The following is a 4,441-nucleotide window of genomic DNA, read 5'->3' as shown; positions in this document are numbered from 1 at the left end:
ACCGTGCTGGTCGACGGCGGCATGAGCGACGACCCGCGCCCCGCCCTCTACGGCGCCCGCTACCCGGTCCGGCTCGTCGGGCGCGCCACCCGGGCGCCGCTGGAGACGGTCCGCGTGGCGGGGCGGCACTGCGAGTCCTCCGACGTGATCGCCGACGGCGTCCGGCTGCCCGCCGACGTCGCGCCCGGGGACCTGCTGGCGGTGCCGGTGTCCGGCGCGTACCACGCGTCGATGGCCTCGACCTACAACCAGGTCCCGCGCCCGCCGGTGGTCGCCGTCGCCGCGGGGGCGTCGCTGCCGCTGCTGCGCCGCGACACCCCGGAGGACCTGCTGCGACGCGACTGCTCCTGACCCCCGCGCCGCTCAGCGACGCGGCCGCGGCGCCGGCTGGCACCGCGGGCAGGTGAACGACGAGCGGTTCATGAACGCGTCCCGGCGGATCGGGGTGCCGCAGCGACGGCACGCCCGGTCCGCCTGGCCGTAGACGTTCAGGGAGCGGTCGAAGTAGCCCGAGGCGCCGTTGACGTTGACGTACAGCGCGTCGAAGGAGGTCCCGCCCTGGGCGAGCGCCTCGTGCATGACGGTCGTCGCGGCGTCGAGGACGGCGTGACCCTGGGCCCGGGTGAGTTTCTCGGTGGGCCGGGCGCCGTGGAGCCGGGCCCGCCAGAGCGCCTCGTCGGCGTAGATGTTGCCGATCCCGGAGACGACGGTCTGGTCGAGAAGCGCCCGCTTGACCTCGGTGCGACGGCGACGCAGCGCCGCGACGGCGTCGTCGGCCGAGAACGCCGGGTCCATCGGGTCGCGCGCGATGTGCGCGACCGACTCGGGCACCAGGCCGCCGCCCGCGGCCGCGGCGAGCGGGTGCACCGACAGCCCGCCGAAGGTGCGCTGGTCGACGAAGCGGAGCTCGGGGCCGTCGTCGTCGAACCGGACACGGACCCGCAGGTGCTTCTCGCCGGGCGCGTCCGGGGGCTCCACGAGCATCTGCCCGGACATCCCCAGGTGCGCGAGCAGTGCGTCGTCGCCGGGGCCCGCGGTGTCCAGCTCCAGCCAGAGGTACTTGCCGCGCCGCGCCGCCGCGGACAGCGTGCGACCGGTCAGCCGGCCGGTGAAGTCGTCCGCGCCGGTCGGATGCCGGCGTACCGCGCGCGGATGCAGCACCTCGACGCGGGCGATCCGCCGGTCCAGCACGTGGTCGGCGAGGCCGCGGCGGACGACCTCGACCTCGGGCAGTTCCGGCATCGACGGCTACCGCCCGGAGCCGGCACTCTCGTCGGACAGCGCGTGCCAGGCGATCTCGGCCGCCTTCTGCTCGGCCTCCTTCTTGGTGCGCCCCTCACCGCTGCCGAGGTCACGACCCCCGACGACGGCCGTCGCGGTGAACACCTTCAGGTGGTCCGGGCCCTCCTCGTCGATCCGGTACTCGGGCACGCCGTGCCCGCCGGCGGCGGTGAGCTCCTGCAGGCTGGTCTTCCAGTCCAGGCCCGCACCGAGCAGCGGGGCACTGTGCAGCAGGTCCGCGAACAGCCGGTGGATCAGCTCGCGGGACGGCTCGAGGCCGTGCGCGAGATACACCGCGCCGAGCAGCGCCTCGGTGGCGTCGGCCAGGATGCTGGCCTTCGACCGGCCACCGGTCAGCTCCTCACCGCGCCCCAGGTACAGGTACGCGCCGAGACCGTGCGGCCCGTCGTCCGGCGTCGGCAGCGCCACCGCGACGGTGGCGAGCGCGTGCATGTTGACCACGCTCGCGCGCAGCTTCGCCAGCTGCCCCTCGGGCAGGTCCGGGTGGTCCCGGTAGAGCCGCTCGGTGATCACGATCGACAGCACTGAGTCGCCCAGGAACTCCAGGCGCTCGTTGGTCGGCAGTCCGCCGTGCTCGTAGGCGTAGGACCGGTGGGTCAGCGCCAGCGTGAGCAGCGCCTCGTCCAGGTCCACACCGAGTGCGGACAGCAGAGGTGACCGGTCCGTCACCGGACCGGTCACGCTCTTGTCGCCCACTGCTGCGATCAGGCCGGGCTGGTGACCTGACGGCCGTCGTACTGCCCACAGGTCGGGCAGGCGATGTGCTGCAGCTTCGGCTCACGGCAGGCGCGGTTCGAGCAGGCGACCAGGGTCGGCGCAGTGGCCTTCCACTGCGACCGGCGCGCACGCGTGTTCGACCGCGACATCCGGCGCTTGGGAACGGCCATGATGACACTCCTCGGTACTTCGAACGATCAGGTCTGCCCACCGGGGAGCGGGCTCACGAGGAGCCGCCGCTCAGTCGGTGGAGGGCAGGCGCTCACGGAGCGCCGCCCAACGAGGATCCAGTGTCTCATGCCCGTGATCCGACGGGAGATCGGCCCACCTCTCGCCGCACTCGACGCACAGACCGGGGCAGTCCTCGCGGCACAGCGGCGCCATCGGGAGCTCGGTGACGATCGCGTCGCGCACGGTCTGGGTGAGGTCGATGCGCTCGTCGACCAGGCGCGGGATCTCGTCGGCGTCGGTGGTCTCCTCGGTGACCGAGTCCGGGTAGGCGAACAGCTCGCCGATCCGGACCTGCACGTCCTCACCGATCGGCTCCAGGCAGCGCGAGCACTCCCCCGCCAGCCGGGCGTCGGCCGTGCCGGAGACGTAGACGCCCTCGGTCACCGACTCCAGGGACACGTCGAGCTCGACGTCGGACCCGCCGGGGACGGTGATCACCCCGGTCAGGCCGATCTCGGCGTCGCCCGACGGCGCGGGGACCGTACGGGCCACGGTGCGCTGGTTGCCGGGGCGGCGGGCCAGCTCGCGGGTGGAGAGGACCCAGGGGTTGTCGTCGGGACGGTTCTGGCTGCGCGCGGTGTTCATCTCGCGGACCAGCGTACGCGGCCCGTTCAGTCGCGTCGTCGCACGTCGAACGCGTCGGCGACCAGGGCGCCCAGCTCCAGGAACGCGTCCGCGGTCGCCGGGCGGAGCCGGGCCGGGTCGACCCGGCCGCCGGTGGCCAGGTGCGGGTCGTGCGGGACCTCGACGACGCCGCGCACCCGCTGGGCGAAGTGCTCGCGGATCCGGGCGGCGTCGACCTCGGCGCTGCGCCGGTCGCAGGACAGCACGACCACCGCGTCGCGGACGAGGTCGCCGTGGCCGTGCGCGACCAGCCAGTCCAGCGTCTTGCTGGCCCGGCCCGCGCCGTCGACGGTCGGGGCCCCGACGACGACCACCGAGTCGGCGCGCGCGAGGGTGCCCTGCATCGTGGAGTGCACCATCCCGGTGCCGGAGTCGGTGATGATGATGTTGAAGAAGCGGCCCAGGAGGTCGACGACGCGCTCGTACTCGTCGCGGGAGAACGCCTCCCCCGAGGCGGGGTCCTGCTCCGAGGCCAGGACCTGCAGGCGCCCGGCGAGGCTCGTGTAGCGGGACACGTCGGTCCAGGTGCCGACCGAGTCCAGGTCGTTCAGCAGCTCGCGGACGGTGATCCGGGAGTCGCCGGTGAGGCGGTCGGCGAGCGTGCCGGCGTCGGGGTTGGCGTCGAGGACGACGGCCCGGTCCCCGCGGTGCTCGGCCAGCGCCTGTCCGAGGCAGGCAGCGACCGTGGTCTTGCCGACGCCGCCCTTCACCGACATGACCGCCACCCGGTGCGCCCCGGCCAGTGGCGCGCGGACCCGGGTCAGCAGCCCGGAGCGGAGCTCCTCGGCGTCGCTCGGGCCGGGGTTCACCCGGCCGCCGGTGACGTCGTAGAGGGCGCGCCGCCAACCGGTGCGCGGCCGGTCGGGCCGCGCGCGCAGCATGGCGTCCTCACGCAGGTCCGCCGCGGCCGCCCCGGGGTTCCCGCGCGGGGCCTCGGAGCGGGGGAGCTCGGGACGCGGGGCCTCGGGGACCGCAGGGGCCGCGGCCTCGGCCGGGGGCTGCGCCGGGTTCGTCACAGGGGGTCCTTCCAGCCGGTGCCCGTAGCGTGCCCACCAGGTCGTCGGGTCGGGTTCGGGCCGGCGTGCCATGCGCGGGAGAGTAGTACGGCGGGTGACCTGGATTCCTGCGTCCGGCGTATCCGACCACAGCAACTGCGCGTGGTGAAGCACCTGTGTCGCAGCAGTACCCGTGATCACCCGGCCGCGCGGGCCGCCTGCCGGGTCGCGCCGGGCGTCTCGCCGAGCACCGCCCGGTAGCGACGGGTGAAGTGGGCCTGGTCGGCGTAGCCGAGATCGGCGGCCAGCCCGGCCAGCGCGGTGTCCGGGTCGGTCCGGAGCACCGCGGCGGCGTGCTGCAGGCGACGACATTCGATCAGCCACAGCGGGGTCAGTCCGATGTGGCCGCGGACCAGGCGTTCCAGGGTCCGCGGCGCGACACCGACGAGCTCGGCGAGCTGGTCGGCGCGCAGGACGTCGGCGCGGGACTCGGCCAGCGCGCAGGCGCGGTTGACCAGGCGTCCGGCGTCGGTGACCCGGTCGGCCAGCGGGGCGAGCCAGTCCCGCACCGT

At 74.6% G+C, this 4,441-nt stretch carries 6 protein-coding genes and 1 pseudogene; 1 reads left to right on the top strand and 6 read right to left on the bottom strand.

All coding sequences use genetic code 11. The features are described from left to right. Window positions 1-351, top strand: a pseudogene (locus GTW08_RS23890) (diaminopimelate decarboxylase); the annotation flags it as partial. Window positions 352-363: 12 nt separating this feature from the next. Here GTW08_RS23890 and mutM read toward each other — a convergent pair. The 6 genes from mutM to GTW08_RS23860 all read right to left on the bottom strand — a co-directional run. Then, window positions 364-1,242 carry a bifunctional DNA-formamidopyrimidine glycosylase/DNA-(apurinic or apyrimidinic site) lyase gene (mutM, locus tag GTW08_RS23885; RefSeq protein WP_073578196.1) on the bottom strand — a complete coding sequence of 293 codons (879 nt, stop codon included), beginning with the start codon at window positions 1,240-1,242 and terminating at the stop codon, window positions 364-366. Between the two features lie 6 nt (window positions 1,243-1,248). Continuing rightward, window positions 1,249-1,998 carry a ribonuclease III gene (rnc, locus tag GTW08_RS23880; protein WP_073578197.1) on the bottom strand — a complete coding sequence of 250 codons (750 nt, stop codon included), beginning with the start codon at window positions 1,996-1,998 and terminating at the stop codon, window positions 1,249-1,251. 8 nt (window positions 1,999-2,006) lie between these two features. Beyond that, window positions 2,007-2,189 carry a 50S ribosomal protein L32 gene (gene rpmF, locus GTW08_RS23875; protein ID WP_020626225.1) on the bottom strand — a complete coding sequence of 61 codons (183 nt, stop codon included), beginning with the start codon at window positions 2,187-2,189 and terminating at the stop codon, window positions 2,007-2,009. A gap of 70 nt (window positions 2,190-2,259) precedes the next feature. Then, window positions 2,260-2,835 carry a YceD family protein gene (locus tag GTW08_RS23870; RefSeq protein WP_062400972.1) on the bottom strand — a complete coding sequence of 192 codons (576 nt, stop codon included), beginning with the start codon at window positions 2,833-2,835 and terminating at the stop codon, window positions 2,260-2,262. Window positions 2,836-2,861: 26 nt separating this feature from the next. Then, window positions 2,862-3,890 (bottom strand): MinD/ParA family ATP-binding protein, encoded by a 1,029-nt coding sequence (locus GTW08_RS23865; RefSeq protein ID WP_073578198.1) that lies wholly within the window; start codon window positions 3,888-3,890, stop codon window positions 2,862-2,864. A 176-nt stretch (window positions 3,891-4,066) separates the two neighbouring features. Beyond that, window positions 4,067-4,441: helix-turn-helix domain-containing protein (locus GTW08_RS23860; protein ID WP_161152554.1), on the bottom strand; the 375-nt coding region annotated here is incomplete at its 5' end.

Source organism: Pseudonocardia sp. SID8383 (genome assembly GCF_009864975.1).
In the GTDB taxonomy this organism is placed as follows: Bacteria; Actinomycetota; Actinomycetes; order Mycobacteriales; family Pseudonocardiaceae; genus Pseudonocardia; species Pseudonocardia alni.
This window is presented reverse-complemented; position numbering and strand designations above follow the sequence as displayed.